The organism is Vibrio sp. YT-17 (assembly GCF_033337375.1).
Taxonomy (GTDB): Bacteria; Pseudomonadota; Gammaproteobacteria; order Enterobacterales; family Vibrionaceae; genus Vibrio; species Vibrio alginolyticus.
Genome location: NZ_JAWOQP010000004.1, coordinates 57,837 through 76,472, shown reverse-complemented (window position 1 = coordinate 76,472; position 18,636 = coordinate 57,837). Strand labels below are relative to the sequence as shown.

The 18,636-nt window shown below is 45.3% G+C and carries 13 protein-coding genes; 11 read left to right on the top strand and 2 right to left on the bottom strand.

What is annotated here, in order from left to right; genetic code table 11:
• Positions 1 to 9 precede the first annotated feature (9 nt).
• Both R7F67_RS05480 and erpA read right to left on the bottom strand, forming a co-directional pair.
• Entirely contained in the window at positions 10 to 1,125 is a 1,116-nt protein-coding gene (locus R7F67_RS05480) for an efflux RND transporter periplasmic adaptor subunit (RefSeq protein ID WP_104979666.1), read from the bottom strand.
• 105 nt (positions 1,126 to 1,230) lie between these two features.
• On the bottom strand, positions 1,231 to 1,572 hold the full coding sequence (gene erpA / locus R7F67_RS05475; protein ID WP_005380031.1) for an iron-sulfur cluster insertion protein ErpA: 342 nt from the start codon (positions 1,570 to 1,572) through the stop codon (positions 1,231 to 1,233).
• 246 nt (positions 1,573 to 1,818) lie between these two features.
• On the opposite strand from erpA, the gene hemL reads away from it, so the two are divergent.
• The 11 genes from hemL to R7F67_RS05420 all read left to right on the top strand — a co-directional run bounded on the left by hemL (position 1,819) and on the right by R7F67_RS05420 (position 18,634).
• A complete protein-coding gene (hemL, locus tag R7F67_RS05470; RefSeq protein ID WP_053304106.1) occupies positions 1,819 to 3,114 on the top strand; it encodes a glutamate-1-semialdehyde 2,1-aminomutase in 1,296 nt (431 codons plus the stop codon).
• 345 nt (positions 3,115 to 3,459) lie between these two features.
• Positions 3,460 to 4,545, top strand: coding sequence for an AI-2E family transporter (locus tag R7F67_RS05465; RefSeq protein ID WP_005386541.1), 1,086 nt, complete (start codon positions 3,460 to 3,462; stop codon positions 4,543 to 4,545).
• A gap of 76 nt (positions 4,546 to 4,621) precedes the next feature.
• The gene (gene rsmC, locus R7F67_RS05460; RefSeq protein ID WP_017820412.1) at positions 4,622 to 5,647 is read left to right on the top strand and encodes a 16S rRNA (guanine(1207)-N(2))-methyltransferase RsmC; all 1,026 of its coding nucleotides are present in this window, start codon (positions 4,622 to 4,624) and stop codon (positions 5,645 to 5,647) included.
• A gap of 225 nt (positions 5,648 to 5,872) precedes the next feature.
• Positions 5,873 to 9,259, top strand: coding sequence for a response regulator (locus R7F67_RS05455; protein WP_169628517.1), 3,387 nt, complete (start codon positions 5,873 to 5,875; stop codon positions 9,257 to 9,259).
• Positions 9,260 to 10,041: 782 nt separating this feature from the next.
• Positions 10,042 to 11,724 carry an ABC transporter substrate-binding protein gene (locus tag R7F67_RS05450; protein ID WP_005380037.1) on the top strand — a complete coding sequence of 561 codons (1,683 nt, stop codon included), beginning with the start codon at positions 10,042 to 10,044 and terminating at the stop codon, positions 11,722 to 11,724.
• Positions 11,725 to 11,894: 170 nt separating this feature from the next.
• Positions 11,895 to 12,881: an ABC transporter permease gene (locus tag R7F67_RS05445; protein ID WP_005380038.1), complete on the top strand. Its 987-nt coding sequence runs from the start codon at positions 11,895 to 11,897 to the stop codon at positions 12,879 to 12,881.
• A 2-nt stretch (positions 12,882 to 12,883) separates the two neighbouring features.
• Complete coding sequence (locus R7F67_RS05440; protein ID WP_025768199.1) at positions 12,884 to 13,909, top strand: ABC transporter permease; 1,026 nt, start codon at positions 12,884 to 12,886, stop codon at positions 13,907 to 13,909.
• 2 nt (positions 13,910 to 13,911) lie between these two features.
• Positions 13,912 to 14,895, top strand: coding sequence for an ABC transporter ATP-binding protein (locus R7F67_RS05435; protein ID WP_005380040.1), 984 nt, complete (start codon positions 13,912 to 13,914; stop codon positions 14,893 to 14,895).
• Positions 14,896 to 14,942: 47 nt separating this feature from the next.
• Entirely contained in the window at positions 14,943 to 15,938 is a 996-nt protein-coding gene (locus tag R7F67_RS05430; RefSeq protein WP_005380041.1) for an ABC transporter ATP-binding protein, read from the top strand.
• Between the two features lie 63 nt (positions 15,939 to 16,001).
• Complete coding sequence (locus R7F67_RS05425; RefSeq protein ID WP_017635902.1) at positions 16,002 to 17,741, top strand: glycoside hydrolase family 9 protein; 1,740 nt, start codon at positions 16,002 to 16,004, stop codon at positions 17,739 to 17,741.
• 2 nt (positions 17,742 to 17,743) lie between these two features.
• Positions 17,744 to 18,634 (top strand): N-acetylglucosamine kinase, encoded by an 891-nt coding sequence (locus tag R7F67_RS05420; protein ID WP_017635903.1) that lies wholly within the window; start codon positions 17,744 to 17,746, stop codon positions 18,632 to 18,634.
• The last annotated feature ends 2 nt before the right edge of the window (positions 18,635 to 18,636 follow it).

Sequence of the window (18,636 nt, the reverse complement as noted above, 5' to 3'; positions counted from 1 at the left end):
AGGTGCTCCTTACTGCTCATTAGCCGCTTCAATAACTACGTCATCAACTTTATTGGCCAGTACTTGATCACCATCTCGCACAAAACCTTGTCCCAGCACGATAATGTCTACACGCTCTCCTAACCCAGAGAGCCACACACCATCATCCTCGGCCTTAACGAGTTGAATTGGAACAAACTCAACATGCTCATTACGCAGTGTCTTGACACCTAAGTTACCTTCTTCATCGAGTGCTAACATGGCAGCCGTAATCTTTACTGCCAACACTTCACTCAAAGGCAGCTGTACTTCTGCGCTCATACCAGCAGGAATTCTTGCGTCTTGATTATCAATTTCGATTTCAATTGGAAACGTATTAGTAGAAGCAGAAGAAACACGTCCAATGTAGCGTACACGACCTTGATGATGCTGTTGGTTAATGGTTCTTACGTCGGCTTCTAGGCCTTCCTTAAGGTATTGTATATGCCGTTCACTGACATCGGCTTCAATCACTAAAGTATCCAAATCAATGACCGTCGCAATAGGATCGCCAATCCCGACAAAATCACCTAACTCAACAAAGTGGTGATCTACGATGCCATCAAATGGCGCTTTAACCTCAGTATTTCTTAAAGCCGTTTGCACGTTACTCAAATTCGCACGTGCATCTACCAACGCTGCTTGCGCTGTCGCAAACGCAACCTCACCTTGCAGTCCTCGACTTTTTAGCGATTTAGCTGCATTAAACTCTTTTTCTTTAACCAACAGCATCGCCTGGGCCCGTTTAAGTTGAATGCCAAGGTCGCGCTTATCGATGTTTGCGATCACTTGTCCCTGTTTGACCGCTTGGCCTTTCTTTATGTTAAGACTGACTATTTTACCGGCAACTTCGGCGCCAAGACGCGCTTGACGATTGGGCGCTGTTCGTCCATACAATTCAATGGTTTTACTGGTAGGTTCGGCAAGAAAAGTATCAAACATCACCTTTGCAAGTGGTGTCGTGTTCGTGGATGTTGAAGAGTTAGGATGATCATCTTGTGCTTTGAGTTGGCCGATGGTTAGCCATGCAATAAGAAGTAAGACGAGGATAAGAGATACTAGCCAAGGGCGCTCGACAATTCGGCGTCCAAAAGAAAGTCCAGACATATAAAGTCCTTTTTATTATTTCTCTGCATATCTGCGAGCGTGCGCTTTACGTGACATCCTTCTACATAAAGCACAGGCAGCCATTAGCTGCCTGTTAGGTGTTAATTACACACTGAACGATGCACCACAACCACATGTTGTCGTTGCATTGGGGTTATTTACGAAGAAGCGCGCTCCTTCCAACCCTTCTGTGTAGTCAACAATACCGCCTACGAGATATTGCAGACTCATAGGGTCTACAACCAGTGTTACACCACTGTTTACGATTGTCGTATCGCCTTCGTTTACATTTTCATCAAAAGTAAAGCCGTATTGGAAGCCGCTGCAGCCGCCGCCAGTAATGTATACGCGCAGTTTCAATGCTGGGTTTTCTTCTTCAGCAATCAATGCTTTAACGCGAGATGCTGCTGCGTCAGAAAAAGATAATGGTACGTTTACTTCGCTCACGAAGACCTCTCTCACTCGTGTAATGCGTCAAGCCTGAAGCAAGACGTCAAATTTGTGCTAATTAAGACGATTATCCAATACCTGACAAACTCGTTCAAGTATTCGCCGCCGATTCTTTATAACAGATGCGGATATATAAGATTACACTGCGAAACAACACATAAATTAAGCAAAACGTTTCTAACTTGATTATAGCTAGGTACAATGCGCTCCACTTGGTCCGAGCAATCAAAAGAGGATAACCCCATGACCAAATCATCAGAGCTGTATCAAAAAGCTCAGCAAACCATCCCTGGCGGTGTCAATTCACCAGTTCGTGCATTCAACGGCGTTGGCGGTTCTCCGCTATTTATCGAACGAGCAGACGGTCCACTGATTTTTGATGCCGATGGTAAAGCGTATATTGATTACGTTGGCTCTTGGGGTCCAATGATTCTTGGCCACAACCACGCAGTTATCCGCGAAGCAGTAATTGATGCAGCGCAACGCGGTCTTAGCTTCGGTGCGCCAACAGAACTTGAAATCGCGATGGCAGAATTAGTTTCTGAGCTTGTTCCATCAATGGAGCAAATCCGCATGGTAAGTTCTGGTACTGAAGCTACGATGAGCGCGATTCGCCTTGCACGTGGCTTCACCGGTCGCGACAAGATCATGAAATTTGAAGGTTGTTACCACGGCCATGCTGACAGCTTGCTAGTAAAAGCAGGTTCTGGTGCACTAACTCTAGGCCAACCAAGCTCTCCTGGCGTTCCTGCAGATTTTGCTAAGCACACGCTAACAGCAACATTCAACGACCTAGATTCTGTACGCGAGCTATTTGCTGCTAACAAAGGCGAAATTGCTTGTATCATCGTTGAGCCAGTAGCAGGCAACATGAACTGTATTCCACCAGTGGAAGGCTTCCACGAAGGGCTACGTGACATCTGTGATCAAGAAGGCGCGCTACTAATTTTTGATGAAGTAATGACAGGCTTCCGTGTTGCTCTAGGCGGCGCGCAAGCACACTACAACATCAAACCCGACCTAACGACACTGGGTAAAGTGATTGGTGGCGGTATGCCAGTAGGTGCTTTCGGTGGCCGTAAAGAAGTGATGCAATACGTTGCACCTACAGGCCCAGTTTACCAAGCTGGTACCCTTTCCGGTAACCCTGTCGCAATGGCAGCAGGCTACGCATGTTTGAACCTTCTAAAAGAAGAAGGCAACGAAAAGCGCCTAGCTTCTAAAACGAAACAACTTGCTGAAGGTTTTAAGTCTCTAGCAGAAAAACACGGTATTCCGCTAGTTGTTAACCAAGTGGGCGGTATGTTCGGCTTCTTCTTCACTGACCAAGAAAAAGTAACTTGCTACGAAGACGTAACGAAGTGCGATATAGAACGCTTCAAGCGTTTCTTCCACTTAATGCTAAAACACGGTGTCTACCTTGCGCCATCTGCGTTTGAAGCGAGCTTTACTTCACTCGCTCATGGTTCAAAAGAGATTGATGCCACACTAGAAGCTGCTGACCGCTGTTTTGCTGTTCTTGCAGAAGAAGCGAAGTAATCGCTAAAAACGGCGATAACGCATTTAGAAAAGGACCGTAACGGTCCTTTTTTATTGCCAATTCAAAATAACCAATATCGCTAATACCCCAACGACAATGCCAAACCACGGTATTCGCTTAGCTTTTTTCTCGGTTTGACACTTTTTATCACCGTTGCAACAACCCATAGCTCATCTCTTGATTGATAACCGACTGATTTGTAGTCATTATAGCAAGGTACATCGCCCTGCTCTAATTCGGCATTGTCATAAGCTTGAAAGAGTTAAGAGTGCAAAGTAATAAAGGTTACACGCCATCATTGAAGGCATAAACCGTAAACGTCACCTGTAAGTTGGACTAATACCATGCCAAATAATGTAAAAATAACGTCGAGTCACCGAGTACTAATGGTTGCTTTACTCGCCGCTGCTTTTGCTTGCTACTTATTGGTTGAGCCATATATCAACTCAATTGTGATGGCTTTTATCATTTCTTTGCTCATGTTTCCGATACACGAATGGTTTGAGCAGAAAATTCCCAAGCACCCCAATATGGCGGCACTGCTGTCATGTGTCGTTTTGACGTTTATTATTGTTATCCCGCTTTTATTTGTGTTTGCCGCCATTGTTCAGCAAGGCTCTGTTTTCTCACAAAATACATATAATTGGGTTACCAATGGTGGTATCCAAGATATATTCCAACATCCTTTCGTTATCAAAGGCTTAGCGATTGTTAATGAGTACTTACCTTTTGATAAAATCGAGCCCAAAGCCATCGCTGAGAAAATTGGGCAATTTGCCACATCGTTTGGCTCTAACTTAGTTGCTATTAGCGCAAAGATTTTAGGAGACGCAACCAACTTCCTAATGAACTTCTTCCTAATGCTGTTTGTGTTGTTTTTTCTGCTTCGTGACCACGACAAAATTATCTCTGCGATTCGTCATATTCTGCCACTTTCACGTAGCCAAGAAGACCGAATATTGACAGAGATAGAGCAAGTTTCTAAATCAGCCGTAATGGGCTCATTCATGACGGCGATTGCTCAAGGTTTGGCTGGCGGCATCGGTATGTGGCTCGCCGGCTTCCCTGGGCTATTTTGGGGAACGATGATGGGCTTTGCATCATTCATTCCAGTGGTAGGAACCGCGCTAATCTGGATTCCTGCAGCAGCGTACTTGTTCTTAACAGGCGATATGACTTGGGCTATCTTTTTGACGGTGTGGAGTGTAGTTGTCGTTGGCTCTATAGATAACCTATTGCGCCCGTTGCTAATGCAAGGCAGCGCTGGCATGAATACCCTTATGATTTTCTTCTCATTACTGGGTGGTCTGCATCTGTTTGGTTTGATTGGTCTTATCTACGGCCCACTTATTTTTGCCGTGACCATGGTACTGTTTAATATCTACGAGGAAGAATTCAAAGACTTCCTTAACCAACAAGACAACAGCTAGTCACCGCTTAATCACTTCAAGCTTGGGGCAGATTGTGCGAAAATCTGCCCCAAATTATTTCTGATGAACCAAATTTATGTCTGCTTATATCGCTCCTAGCCAAATAGCTCAGCGCCAACTTGAATACTTCAACGGAAAACACGTTTTAGTCGCTGGTGAAGTTGAAGACCTATTTCCTCTTGAGTTAGTAGCTCATTGTGAGTCTGTTGAAGTGTTTACTTCCAACTATAGCTACTACCGCCAAATTCAAACCTCTGACAAAGTGAAAAGTCATTTTGGCTCTGTGTTTGATGTTGAAACAAAAGCAGACATGGTCCTTTTATACTGGCCAAAAGCAAAAGCCGAAGCAGAATACTTGCTGGCGATGTTGATGGCGAAACTGGGCATTAACACCGAAATCGTCATCGTTGGTGAAAACCGCTCCGGCATCAAGAGCATCGAGAAGATGTTCCAAGAATACGGCCCTGTGAACAAGTACGACTCTGCTCGTCGCTGCTCATTTTACTGGGGTAATTGCCTCAATGAACCAAAACCTTTCAACCAAGCAGATTGGTTTAAGTCTTACACTGTTACACTCGGTGAGCAGTCGCTAGCGGTTAAGAGCCTACCTGGCGTATTCAGCCATGGCGAGTTCGACTTAGGTAGCCGATTGCTGCTTGAAACCTTACCTAAGCTGTCGGGCAAAGTGCTCGACTTTGGTTGTGGTGCAGGTGTGCTCGGTGCGTTTATGGCGAAAGCGAATCCAGAGATCGCGATTGAGATGTGTGACATTAATGCTTATGCGATCACTTCTAGCCAAGCCACATTAGAAGCGAATGGTTTATCCGGACGCGTATTTGCATCAGATATATACTCGGATACCGCAAAAGACTACCGCTTTATCGTCAGCAACCCGCCATTCCACAGTGGTTTAGACACAAATTACAACGCAGCGGAAACCTTGTTGGGCCAGGCACCACAATATCTAACCAAAGACGGTGAAATGGTGATTGTCGCGAATAGCTTCTTAAAATACCCACCAATTATCGAGCGGGCGTTTAATAATTGCGAGACGCTAAATAAGACCAATAAATTTTCTATCTACTACGCGAAAAAATCATAACTTCCCCCGCGCAGGCACAAACCTGCGCGATTTTTTCTCATAAATTCAACACTCATAAGAAAAACTGCGTCACCCTGCACGCTTTACAACTAACTTTCTTGTCAAAGAAAAAAAACTCGTTAATTTTGTTAATTCTATCTAGTTGAACATCTTATCCGTTTTTAACGAGAACCTCGGCAGCGAAGTATGTTTTAGAACTGCCCATTATGAGTTGTAATCTTATCCATGTTTAAATTCTACAAAAAACAGAAATTTAAGCGCCTTCAGAGTACACTGATGACCGCATTTCTGGTGCTCAGTATCACACCTCTTACCATTACTGCGATCTTTTTCTTGCAGTCCCACAGTAAAGATCTGCAAGAACAAAGCACCTCGCACTTACTGTCTGTTCGAGATACAAAACAGCAGCAAATCATCGACTACTTTGAGGCACGAGAAACCGAAGTCATGGGCTTTGTGCGCTCAGAGTTGGCTTACGCCAGTGGTGGCCGATTCTACGGTCTCGTCAATGCTTTTAGTCGTTTAGGCAATGATATTGAAGAGTCTCGTAAAAACGCCCAACAGCGCTACATCAAGGGCAGCGGAGACCAAATCAAAACCTCAACGTTACCCGAGTCATCCAACTATGTAGGAAGTGAACGTTACCGGCTTTTGCATAAACGCTATCATTGGGCCTACTTGGAGCTCCTCAAGCGCTCTGATTTTAATGACATTTTGCTGGTCGACATCAATGGTAACGTCACCTACTCGATCAACAAAGACGATAACTACGGAACGAACTTGTTATCAGGCCCCTACAAAGACTCGGCACTTGGCAAAACTTTCAAGCGTCTCGCCGATGATGTGACTGAACGTCGAAAAGTAAACGAAGACTACACTCCTGTGATTGTGTCTGACTTCGAGCTGGAAGGGGGGAAATCAGTCGCTTGGCTAGGTGCACCAATTGTTCAGCAAGGTTATCTACACAGCTATGCCATGTTCCGCTTGCCAAATAATGGCATCACTAAGTTAGCCGCAGACGCTAATCGAGAGTCATCCATTAACACCCTGCTGGTTGGAAATGATCACCAACCTCGCACAATTAACACGAAACAAGACGACATTAAGAACAGTTTAGAAGTGATCGATAAAGCACTCTCTGGTGCGTTTGGTGTCGGCACTTACACGAACGGCTTAGGTGAAGAAATCATCGCGGCTTATGCACCGATTGAAACTCGTGGTGTGATTTGGGCGCTCGTCGTACAGTTACCAGAAAACGAAGCTTTCGCTCGTATCCATCAACTCGAAAAACTATTCGTTATCGCTATGTTGATCGCCATTATCCTTGTGGTGATCGCTTCTCACTATTTATCAAACTTTATCACTTCTCCGTTGCTGAAATTGACTTGGGTTGCCGAAAAGGTCTCTGCAGGGGATCTTGATGACACGTCTTTTAATACGGTTCGTAAAGATGAAATTGGTCGGCTTGCGTTAAGCTTTGAACGAATGCAACGCTCTATTCGAGAGAAGATTCAAACCATTAAGAAGCAAAATGAAGAACTAGAAAGCAACATACAGATCATTCAAAAACAGAATGAAGAACTGCAATTGGCCGATAAATTAAAAGATGAATTCTTAGCCACGACTTCTCATGAACTTCGTACACCGTTACACGGCATGGTCGGGATTGCTGAAACCTTAGCGTCCGGCGCCAATGGTACGATCCCCGCTAGCCAGAAATATCAGCTTGATATCATCATTAAAAGTGGTCAGCGTCTCGCTAATCTAGTCGATGACTTGTTGGATTATCATAAAATGCGTTATGGAAGCATGGATATCCAGAAATCAGCAGTGAGTTTGGGCAGTGCAACACGATTGGTTTTAGAGCTTTCTAGCCATTTACTCGGAAGTAAAACCATCCGCATCATCAACCAAGTCCCAGCGGATTTAAAAGCAGTATCAGCTGACCCGCAACGCCTTGAACAAGTGCTATATAACCTGATTGGCAATGCGATTAAATACACCTCAGAAGGTAAAATTGTTATCTCCGCTAATGTGGTAGATGATCATGTACGCGTACAAGTCGTGGATACTGGACAAGGAATTCCCGCAGAACAACTTGAGCATATTTTTGAACCACTTATCCAAGCAGGGCAAGACGCGAGCCGTTATCGTCAAGGTGCAGGGCTTGGGCTCTCCATTAGCCGGCAATTGATCGAATTAATGGGAGGCTCGTTATACGTCAGTAGCCAACCAATGGTCGGAACTACCTTCAGTTTCACTTTACCGCTCGCCAGTGAAGAAGAAATCCAAGCAACCCAGACTCTAGCTGCGCACGGGCACTTCCAAATTCCTGAAGTTAATGTAGAGAACAGCGAAGACTTATCACTTCCAGAGAACCCAGACGGCCCGTTACTGTATGTTGCTGACGATGAACCAGTAAACTTACGCGTGCTTGAAAGCTTTTTACGTTTAGAGGGCTATCGTGTGCGTACCGTCTCCGATGGGCCAGAAACGTTAGCGCTCGTCGAGCAAGAGAAGCCGGAACTTCTGTTATTGGATATCATGATGCCAGGCATGAGCGGCTACCAAGTTTGTAGTGAACTACGTGAAACCTATGATCATGCCGAGTTGCCAATCATTATGCTCACCGCACTCAGTCAAACAGAAGATCGTGTAAGAGGTTTTGAAGCAGGAGCCAACGACTATTTATCGAAACCATTTAATAAACAAGAGTTGGCGGCACGTATCCAAGCGCATTTAACGGCAAGTAAAGCAGAAATGCGCCATATGGAAAACAAAGTGCTAGAGTCTGAACTTAGACAGCGAGCAGTCGTTGAAGCAAGCTTACTTGAGACTCAAGGTCGTTTGTTGGAACAGCTAGAATCGGCTCCTGAAGCTATCATCTGTCTACGTGAAGACAAGCGTATTCGCTTTGCTAACGAAGCTGCTTGTAAGCTATTCAAGCGCAGCTTAGAACAGCTAAAGCGCTCATCTGCTGATGAGCTGATTGCCCCTAAATATCTAACCGTCAAACAACCTCATTACTGTGGCAAGATTGATATCTATATTGAAGATATTCGTCAGAACATCGAAGCAGACATTCTTAAGCTCCCTGAAGGTTCAGGGTTAGATATCATGTACATCTTTAATGTCGGCGGTGGAGCCAGTGCCGCTCGCATACATAATCTAGAAACCGCCGTAGAAGTGCTTTCAAGTTATGCATTTGATGGTGACAAAGACCAATTGCAAAAGCTAAAAGAGCTTGGCGGAGAATTTACGCGCCTTGCAGACAAAGCACTCGGTAATAAAAAGGACAAGCAAGAACTTATGCGGGAAGTTCTAGTCGACGCAATGACACATGCTTTAGAGTATTGGGAATCTGTAACGGGTGAAAGTAAATTCGCATTTGCAGAGCAAAGTGGCTTGTGGCGCGTTTATCTAGACCGAAGTACTTTACAAACACGCACCTTAGATAAATACATGCGTATAGAAACATTACCCAAAACACCACGTTGGAGAACGGTGCTAAGCTCGATAGAGTTCATTCTCGAACACTGCAAAGAACAGAGCCCCGAGAGAGCATACATAGAAGCACAACGAGATAAACTACAGCGACTATTGACCAGCTAATATTTATCAAAAAAACTAGCCCAGCGTGCATGCTGGGCTTTTTTGTTATTCGAGTATTCCCTTCCTTGAGATAAAAGAGACCGCCTCTTCCTACCCCATTAACATATTTCCAATAACGAACATTCGGTTAGACAACGCTATCTATTGTTGGTCTTCAAAACGTACGACCTTATCCATTTAACTTGTCTTAACTAGGTAAGTTCGAGCAACCGAAAAAACTTCATTCATACAATAAAAAAAGGACAACAAACGGAAGAAAACTGTCGATAAAAAAGGCCATTTTTCAGATAACAAGCGGATTTTGACGAACTATTGATAGAGATTGCGAACTTAATCACAACAGAACGGCAGATTAATTTTTAGCTGATTAATTAACACCATTTCTGCATGTGAGCGAGATCTCCGAACCTAGAAAACAAGCAGGAAACGTATATTTAAAAAGGACCAGCAGGTTAGTAATCACCAACACTTATTATTAACAAGGATATAAACTGCGACGCATATCAACGTTTATTTTTTGGCCCAATGCTGGTTAAAATTAGCCAAAATAACGTTTATAACGGAGAGCTCAGAGATTTTAACGTTTTTAACGGGAATCAAGTTTGATTATTTTATGGATAAGGTGTTTTCTTACTCCTGCCTAAGGCCTACAGGCCACTCTTGGCGAAACTCAATGTTGTAATGAGTAAGGCATGTACAAGAGGTAGGTCTTAGAGAGTGTTTATCAATTGATGACATTCAATTCCATTTAGTGAAATGAAAGCAAATAGTAAGGAACAGCTATGCTTGCCAATATTAAAAAAACAGCACTAGCAACAGCAATTATTGCAACGGCTACTACAGGTTTTGCATCGGTAGCTACTGCGGCTGAACGCAGTGAACTGACTATCCACCCTAAAGAGTTTACAACTTTCGTTCGTAACTTTAACCCTTTCTTGGGTGCAACTAACCTGCACACAACAACCGACTTTATTTACGAGCCGCTCGTTGTTTTTAACGAAATGCACGGTAACACGCCTGTATTTCGTCTAGCAGAAAACTTTACCATGGCTGATGACCTGATGAGCGTAACCTTCGATATCCGTAAGGGCGTAAAATGGTCTGATGGCAAAGCGTTTACCGCTGATGATGTTGTTTATTCTTTCAACCTAGTTAAAGAGAAGCCAGAGCTAGACCAATCTGGTATCAACTCTTGGGTGACTGGCGTAGAAAAAGTTAACGACTACCAAGTTAAATTCCGTCTAAGCGAAGCAAACTCAAACGTTCCTTACGAAATTGCGAAAGTACCAGTCGTACCTAAGCACGTATGGAGCAAAGTAAAAGATCCAGCAACATTCACAAACGAAAATCCAGTAGGCAGTGGTCCATTTACTGAAATCGACACTTTCACACCGCAGCTATATATCCAGTGTGAGAACCCGAATTATTGGGATGCTGACAACCTAGATGTAGATTGTCTGCGTGTGCCACAAATCGCGAACAACGACCAATTCTTGGGCAAAATCGTTAACGGCGAAATGGACTGGACGTCTTCATTCGTACCAGACATCGACCGTACGTACGCTGCAGCAAGTCCGAATCACCACTACTGGTACCCACCAGCGGGTACTCAAGCATTTGTAGTGAACTTCAAAAACCCAGACGCTGCGAAAAACGAAGCACTAACTAACGTTGACTTCCGTCGTGCGTTCTCTATGGCGCTAGACCGTCAAACTATCATTGATATCGCTTTCTACGGCGGCGGTACAGTGAACGACTTCGCATCTGGCCTTGGCTACGCATTCGAAGCTTGGTCTGATGAAGAGACGCACAACAAGTACAAAGGCTACAACACATACAACGCGGAAGGTGCGAAAAAGCTTCTAGCTAAAGCTGGCTTCAAAGATGTAAACAAAGATGGCTTTGTGGATACACCATCTGGCAAGTCTTTCGAGCTTCTAATTCAATCACCAAACGGTTGGACTGACTTCAACAACACGGTACAACTAGCCGTTGAGCAACTAGCAGAAGTGGGCATTAAAGCTCGTGCTCGTACACCGGACTTCTCGGTATACAACCAAGCTATGCTAGAAGGTACTTACGACGTTGCTTACACCAACTACTTCCACGGTGCAGATCCACACTTGTACTGGGATAGTGGCTACAACTCGAAGCTACAAGCTGGTGACGGCATGCCTCGCTTTGCAATGCACTTCTACAAGAACGATAAGCTAGACGGTCTTCTTAACAGCTTCTACAAGACAGCAGATAAGCAAGAACAGCTAGAGATCGCTCATGGCATTCAGAAGATCATTGCTCAGGACCAAGTAACTATTCCTGTGCTATCTGGCGCGTACATGTACCAATACAACACAACTCGCTTCACTGGTTGGTGGAACGAAGAAAACCCTAAGGGCCGTCCAAACATTTGGGCAGGTATCCCAGAGCGTCTACTTCACGTACTGGACCTAAAACCAGTTAAATAAGTAGAAGTTCATTTCAAGCGGCATGCATCCCGTGTGCCGCCTATAAAAATCCCTTGTTAACGAAACCAATATGTGGCGCTCGTCGTCAGGGGATTTTTCGCTCTAAATTTCGCTAGGAGCGACCTGAAACCAGAAACAGGGAAAAAATCTGGGTGAGTAAGGTGTGAGTTATGGGTTATTTTTTAAGACGTTTGTCGTTCTATCTTGTCGCGCTCTTAGTTGCAGCGACGTTAAACTTTATTATTCCGCGAGCAATGCCTGGTGACCCAGTTACCATGATGTTTGCTAATGCTTCAGTACAGGTGACTCCAGAACGAATCGCAGCAATGAAAGAACTGCTCGGTTTCGTTGATGGGCCAATTTACATTCAGTACTTCTCGTACATTAAAAACATTCTAAGTTGGGAGCTAGGTACATCAATCCAGTTCTACCCTCTTTCAGTTAATTCTTTACTAGGTAGTGCATTTGGCTGGTCACTATTTCTAGCTGGTACTGCGGTTGTACTTTCTTTCTCCATCGCTTCTGTCCTTGGTATTTTTGCCGCCTGGAAGCGCGGTAGTAAGTACGATGCATTCGTAACGCCTGGCACATTGATCATTCAAGCGATTCCACAAATGGTTATCGCAATGTTAGCACTGTTTACCTTTGCGATTGGCCTGAAATGGTTCCCATCTGGCTATGCTTACACGCCAGGTACTATTCCTGATTGGACAAGCTGGGAGTTCATCAAGAACGTGGGTTACCACGCTGTACTACCTCTATTCTGTGCAACCATCGTTCAAATTGGTGGCTTCCTAGTTAACATGCGTAACAACATGATCAACCTTCTCGCCGAAGACTATATCACGATGGCTAAAGGTAAAGGGCTGAGTGAAAACCGCGTCGTCTTTAATTACGCCGCACGTAACGCACTACTTCCAAGTGTTACCGCACTGTCTATGTCTTTAGGTATGGCCATCGGTGGTCAATTAATCATCGAGATGATTTTCAACTACCCAGGCCTAGGTACTGTTCTATTGAACGCAATTCACGCTCGTGACTACCAAGTACTTCAAGGTCAGTTAATTATCATGACGATGTTCATGCTGTGCTTCAACTTAATGGCTGACATGCTGTACATGATTCTAGACCCTCGCCTACGTACGGGAGGCAAATAATCATGAAAGAACTATTCAAACTTATTTTAGGTAACGCATTTGCTCGCATTGGTCTTGGCATTGTTACGCTGTTCGTGTTCGTTGCGATTGCCGCTCCTTTACTTACAAAGCATGCGCCAGACAAGCGAACCGGTAACCCACACGAATACCCAAGCTTTGTTGTAAAACAGGCACAAAACAACCCTGATGGTTGGGTTGCTAAAAACCTAGCAGACGATCGTCGTACACTGATTATGTCTAAAAAGGCCGACCACGTATTAGGTACTAGCCGAATGGGTCGCGATATCTGGTCGCAAGTGGCTTACGGTGCACGAGTATCACTGGGTGTAGGCTTTGGCGCTGGCATCATCGTGTGCTTCTTAGCAACAGTCATTGGTATATCGGCAGGTTACTTCGGCGGCAAAGTGGATGACGTATTGAGTGCCGCGATGAACATCATGTTAGTAATTCCGCAGTATCCATTGCTATTCGTGTTGGCGGCCTTTATCGGTGAAGCAGGCCCACTCACTATTGCCTTGATTATCGCTGGTACTTCTTGGGCATGGGGTGCACGTGTTGTCCGCTCTCAAACTATGGCACTACGCGAGAAAGAGTTCGTTAAAGCCGCCGAAGTATTGGGAGAGTCTTCATTCCGCATCATCTTTGTTGAGATTTTACCAAACCTTATCCCAATTGTCGGTGCGAGCTTCATTGGCTCAGTAATGCTGGCGATCAACACTGAAGCGGTCATTTCGTTCCTAGGTTTGGGTGATGCCAACACGATCAGTTGGGGCATCATGCTTTACAACGTGCAAACCTCATCAGCCATGCTGATTGGCGCATGGTGGGAAGTACTAGCACCTTGTATTGCCCTAACATTACTGGTTACTGGTCTTGCTCTGTTGAACTTTGCCGTTGACGAAATTGCGAACCCTCAACTTCGTTCTCACAAAGGCATGAAACGCTGGAAAAAACTAGCAGCAAAAGACAAGAAAGAGCGTGAGCCTGAACTGGCACCACAAAATGCACTATGGAGCGGAGATAAATAATCATGACTGCACCACTAATTTCCATCCGTAACCTATGCGTAGACTACATCACAGACGCGGGCGATGTCCGCGCCTGTAACAACGTGAGCTTCGACATTGCACCCGGTGAAGTATTCGGTCTGGCTGGTGAATCTGGCTGTGGTAAGTCCACTGTTGCCTTCTCACTAATGCGCCTTCATAAGCCACCAGCGTTTATCACAGGTGGTGAGGTGATCTTCAACGGTGAAGATATCCTTCAGTACAGCGATGATCGCATGCAAGCGTTCCGCTGGAGTGAAATGTCGATGGTATTCCAGAGTGCGATGAACGCTTTGAACCCTGTTCTAACCATGGAAGAGCAGTTCTGTGACGTCATCATGCGTCATACCAATATGACTCGCGCTCAAGCAAAAACACGCGCTGAAGGTCTGCTGGAAATCGTTGATATCCACCCTAGCCGATTGAGTGATTACCCGCACCAGTTCTCTGGTGGTATGCGTCAACGTCTAGTAATCGCAATCGCTTTGGCTCTGAACCCAAAAATGATCATCATGGACGAACCGACTACCGCATTGGATGTAGTGGTTCAACGTGAAATTCTACAAAAAATTTACGCGCTTAAAGAAGAGTTTGGTTTCTCAATTCTGTTCATCACACATGACTTGTCATTGATGGTCGAGTTCTCGGATCGTATCGGCATCATGTACTCAGGTGAGTTGATTGAAGTCGCGCCTTCTAAGCAAATTCTGGAAAGTCCTTACCACCCTTACACCAAAGGTTTGGGTAGCTCTTTCCCTCCACTAACTGGACCAAAGACCAAATTGACTGGTATTCCAGGTAACCCGTTGAACTTGCTAGAAGTACCACGGGGCTGCCGCTTCCAAGCTCGTTGCGATCGCGTACATGAAGCATGTACACGTGTACCAACCCAATTACGTCAAATTGAACCAGGTCGCCTCTCAAATTGCCATTTGTACGGCGACACCATTGCTCAAGCTAAGGTTTAACAACAAAAAAACGCTAGCTAAGAACAAAAATTACACTGGAGAGAATTATGAGCAAACAATTCGGCGAACTGCTGATTGAGGGTAAAAATGTCGTTAAGGACTTCCCTTTAAACAGTAACTCAATCAAACAATCTAAGATGCGCGCAATCAACGACGTCTCTTTCAAAATGTACAAGAGCCGCGGCTTGTCAGTGGTAGGTGAATCTGGTTCAGGTAAGTCTACTACTGCAAAAATGATTGCAAAAATGTACGCACCAACCGATGGCATCATTGAATACAAAGGTCGTGATATCCAAGACATCACCTCTCGTCACGATTTAATGACCTACCGTGAAGGTGTACAAATGGTGTGGCAAGACCCGTTTGGCTCGCTAAACCCAACGCACAATATCTTCCACCATATTGCGCGCCCGCTGCTGATTCATAAGAAAGTAGCACCGGGCAACAAGAAAGAACTGGAAGAGCGTGTGTACGACCTACTTGAACAAGTTGGTCTTATTCCACCAAAAGAAACGGCGCAAAAGTTCCCGCACCAGCTATCTGGCGGTCAGCGTCAACGTGTAAACCTAGCTCGTAACATCGCAGTTGGTGCTGAAGTGGTATTGGCGGATGAGCCAACATCGATGCTCGATGTATCAATCCGTGCCGGTGTTCTGAACTTGATGGAAGAGATGAAGTTCGAGAAACAAATGTCTCTGCTTTACATCACTCACGACATCGCAACAGCGCGTTACATTGCTGAAGATCTCGCGGTCATGTACGTAGGTCACATGGTTGAATGGGGCGATACTGAAGAAATCATTCACGATCCTCAACACCCATATACGCAACTGTTGGTATCTGCGGTTCCAGATCCATCGAAGTCTATTCACGAGAAACTGAAAGGCAACAAAGGGGAAATCCCACTTTGGACACCAGAATCTGTCGGCTGTCCATTTGCTGGACGTTGTGTACACGCTACCGACAAATGTCGCGAACGACTACCGGGCGTCACTCAACTGTCCGACAACCACTTTGTCCGCTGTTACTTATTTGAAGATTAAACATAACGAGGGTCAGGTTCAGCCTGACCCATTCCTGTTTTTATCGTTTCCCGGAGACATTGAATGCTGCTACTGACTAACCACATTGGTTATGAACGTCTGGGCCCAAAGAAAGCCATTATCCAGACCGAACAACCACACTTGTCTTCTTACACTGCTCAATTGATTTGTGCCACTAGCGAGCAAACCGTGGCAACTTTTGCGGTTGAAGAACAAGGTAAAGTGGCGAACTGGCATCAGGGCTATTTCTACCTCATCGACTTTTCCTCTTTCACAACGTCAGGTGACTATTTCTTGCAAGTAGAAGATACGCGCTCTTCCTCTTTCATCGTTGGCGAACACATTCTGTTGGATCAAACTTTGTCAGATGTGATCCACTACTTCAAATCGCAACGTTGCGGCGGGATCTTCGATAAACAAGATCGACAACTTCCAGTACTAAACTCCAATAAAAAGGTTGATGTACACGGCGGCTGGTACGACGCATCAGGAGACGTTAGCAAGTATTTAAGTCACCTTTCATACGCGAATTATTTGAATCCTCAACAAACCCCAATGGTGGTTTGGAACATCCTAAAAGGGGTTTCATTGCTTGAAGGAAGCGAAGACATTGCAGCTTTCACACGTACACGTCTGATTGAAGAAGCCCTGTTCGGTGCAGACTTTCTTGTGCGTATGCAAAACGAAAAAGGCTTTTTCTACATGACGGTCTTTGACAAGTGGAGCAAAGATACTGCGCAACGCGAGATTTGCGCGTACGAAACTCAACTTGGTCACAAATTTGACGACTATCAAGCAGGCTTTCGACAAGGTGGCGGTGTCGCCATTGCAGCGCTAGCGGCAGCGTCGCGTTTAAGTGTTCACGGTGAATACGATCAACAAAAATACCGCAACGCTGCCGAAAATGGTTACTGGCACTTAAAAGAGCACAATACGCAGTACCTCAATGATGGGGAAGAAAACATTATCGACGAATACTGTGCGCTACTGGCTTGTGTAGAACTGTTTAAAGCAACCAAAGAAACTCGCTACTTGGAAGAGAGCCGTTTGTGGGCGCAACGTTTAGTTGCACGCCAAATGAGCGACGAGCAGATTCAACACTTTTGGTCAGCAAACCAAGACGGCAGCCGTCCATATTTTCACGCAGCCGAAGCTGGTCTACCAGTTATTGCCCTATGCGAATATCTATCAATTGAAGACGACTCAGCACGAGCGGAATCGGTAAAACGTATCGTCAACCTAGCGTGTGAGTTTGAGATCACAATATCGAATAAAGTGATCAACCCATTCGGTTACCCTCGCCAATATGTTAAAGGCGTAAATGAGTCAAAACGCGAGGCATTTTTTGTCGCACACAACAATGAATCCGGCTATTGGTGGCAAGGCGAGAATGCTCGACTGGGCTCACTCGCGACCATGGCGTACCTTGCTCAACCGCATATAGCGTCGCAAGAAGTACAGCAACAACTTTCTGTGTTTGCTCAAGATGCATTGAACTGGGTTGTAGGCTTAAACCCATACGACATGTGCATGCTAGATGGCCATGGTCGTAACAACCCTGATTACCTCCCTCAATATGGTTTCTTCAACGCAAAAGGTGGCGTGTGTAACGGAATCACTGGCGGCTTTGAAGACGAGGAAGACATTGCATTTAACCCACCAGCACAAAAAGAAGACGTGTTACAAAACTGGCGCTGGGGCGAACAATGGATCCCGCATGGCGCTTGGTACTTACTCGCGATAATGAGTCAAGCTCAGCATGTTTCTCAGTTGGCGACCTCTAAAAATATGAAGGAAGAATAATCATGGGAATGTATTTTGTCGGTATCGATGGTGGCGGCACGTCATGTCGAGCCAGGATTAAAGATTCACAAGGTAATTTTCTTGGCGAGGCCAAAAGCGGCAGTGCCAACATCATGCTAGGTGCTGAAATAGCAATGGCTTCGATTCTTGAATCCATCACTTCGGCTACCGAGCAAGGCGGTCTAACACAACAAGATTTCGCGTCGATGCACGTCGGCTTAGCCCTTGCTGGCGCAGAGCACAAAGCATCTTGGCAAGCCTTCATGTCTCTTCCTCATCCATTTGCCAGTATAACTCTGAATACCGATGCTTACGGTGCGTGCGTTGGTGCGCACAATGGCGAAGATGGCGCAATCATGATTGCGGGAACCGGTTCTTGTGGCATCTACCTTAAAGGATTGGAGCAACACGTTGTCGGTGGTCGTGAGTTCCCTATTTCGGATCAAGGTGGCGGCGCAGTGATGGGGCTACGCCTAGTTCAGCAAGTTTTGTTAGCTGAAGATGGCATCAGAGAAAAAACGCCCCTAGCACAACACTTTATGACGCATTTCGAAAATGAGGTCGACAACGTGGTGGCGTGGTCAAAACAGGCGCTTCCTCGTGATTATGGGCAGTTTTCTCCGGCTATTTTCCAACATGCGGAACAAGGCGATGCACTGGCCATTGAAATACTGAAGCAAACCGCAGCGGATATAGAAATGTTTCTCGTGGCATTAAACAAGCGCGGCGCAACACGTATTTGTTTAATGGGTAGCATTGCTGAACGCATTTTACGTTGGCTCTCACCACCAGTTCAGCAATGGATTGTTGAGCCACAGTTTGACGCGATTGAAGGCGCAATTATGTTTGCTGGCAAACCAGAACATAACCTTTACTCGCTCAGTGCGGCGTAGGA

Coding starts and splice junctions, on each gene's coding strand:
- R7F67_RS05480 (WP_104979666.1), bottom strand. CDS start 1,125: ATGTCTGGACTTTCTTTTGGACGCCGAATTGTCGAGCGCCCTTGGCTA.
- hemL (WP_053304106.1), top strand. CDS start 1,819: ATGACCAAATCATCAGAGCTGTATCAAAAAGCTCAGCAAACCATCCCT.
- R7F67_RS05465 (WP_005386541.1), top strand. CDS start 3,460: ATGCCAAATAATGTAAAAATAACGTCGAGTCACCGAGTACTAATGGTT.
- rsmC (WP_017820412.1), top strand. CDS start 4,622: ATGTCTGCTTATATCGCTCCTAGCCAAATAGCTCAGCGCCAACTTGAA.
- R7F67_RS05455 (WP_169628517.1), top strand. CDS start 5,873: ATGTTTAAATTCTACAAAAAACAGAAATTTAAGCGCCTTCAGAGTACA.
- R7F67_RS05450 (WP_005380037.1), top strand. CDS start 10,042: ATGCTTGCCAATATTAAAAAAACAGCACTAGCAACAGCAATTATTGCA.
- R7F67_RS05445 (WP_005380038.1), top strand. CDS start 11,895: ATGGGTTATTTTTTAAGACGTTTGTCGTTCTATCTTGTCGCGCTCTTA.
- R7F67_RS05440 (WP_025768199.1), top strand. CDS start 12,884: ATGAAAGAACTATTCAAACTTATTTTAGGTAACGCATTTGCTCGCATT.
- R7F67_RS05435 (WP_005380040.1), top strand. CDS start 13,912: ATGACTGCACCACTAATTTCCATCCGTAACCTATGCGTAGACTACATC.
- R7F67_RS05430 (WP_005380041.1), top strand. CDS start 14,943: ATGAGCAAACAATTCGGCGAACTGCTGATTGAGGGTAAAAATGTCGTT.
- R7F67_RS05425 (WP_017635902.1), top strand. CDS start 16,002: ATGCTGCTACTGACTAACCACATTGGTTATGAACGTCTGGGCCCAAAG.
- R7F67_RS05420 (WP_017635903.1), top strand. CDS start 17,744: ATGGGAATGTATTTTGTCGGTATCGATGGTGGCGGCACGTCATGTCGA.